The following is a 610-nucleotide window of genomic DNA, read 5'->3' on the forward strand; positions in this document are numbered from 1 at the left end:
GCTATCTCGGCTGGCTGTCGGTGGCGATCATGGGCGGGCTGTGGCCGCTGTTGGTGATGACCGGTATGCACCGCGTCTTTACGCCGACCATCATTCAGACCATCGCCGAAACCGGCAAAGAGGGTATGGTGATGCCATCGGAGATCGGCGCCAACCTGTCGCTCGGCGGCTCTTCGCTGGCGGTAGCGTGGAAAACCAAAAACCCGGAGCTGCGCCAGACGGCGCTGGCCGCCGCGGCATCGGCGATTCTGGCCGGGATTTCCGAACCGGCGCTGTACGGCGTGGCGGTGCGCCTGAAGCGCCCGCTGATCGCCAGCTTAATCAGCGGCTTTATCTGCGGCGCGGTGGCAGGTATTGCCGGACTGGCCAGCCATTCGATGGCGGCGCCGGGGCTGTTTACCAGCGTGCAGTTTTTCGATCCGGCCAATCCAATGACCATCGTCTGGGTGTTTGGCGTGATGGCGCTGTCGGTGGTGCTGTCGTTTGCCCTGACGCTGATCCTTGGCTTTGAGGACATTCCCGTTGAGCAGGCCGCTGCCGACGCCAGAGCGCGCCAGGCCAGGGCCCAGGCATCCCACGCCTGAATACACTATTGATAATGAGGTAATGC

The 610-nt window shown here is 63.1% G+C and carries 1 protein-coding gene; it reads left to right on the forward strand.

Going from position 1 to position 610, the window contains the following annotated elements:
• Nucleotides 1-584 (forward strand): PTS transporter subunit EIIC (locus ABD481_RS46760; RefSeq protein ID WP_344672355.1); only part of this gene is annotated, 584 nt, incomplete at its 5' end.
• Between the last annotated feature and the right edge of the window lie 26 nt (nt 585-610).

Origin of the sequence: Catenulispora yoronensis, assembly GCF_039531695.1 — a bacterium.
Classification (GTDB): Bacteria; Actinomycetota; Actinomycetes; order Streptomycetales; family Catenulisporaceae; genus Catenulispora; species Catenulispora yoronensis.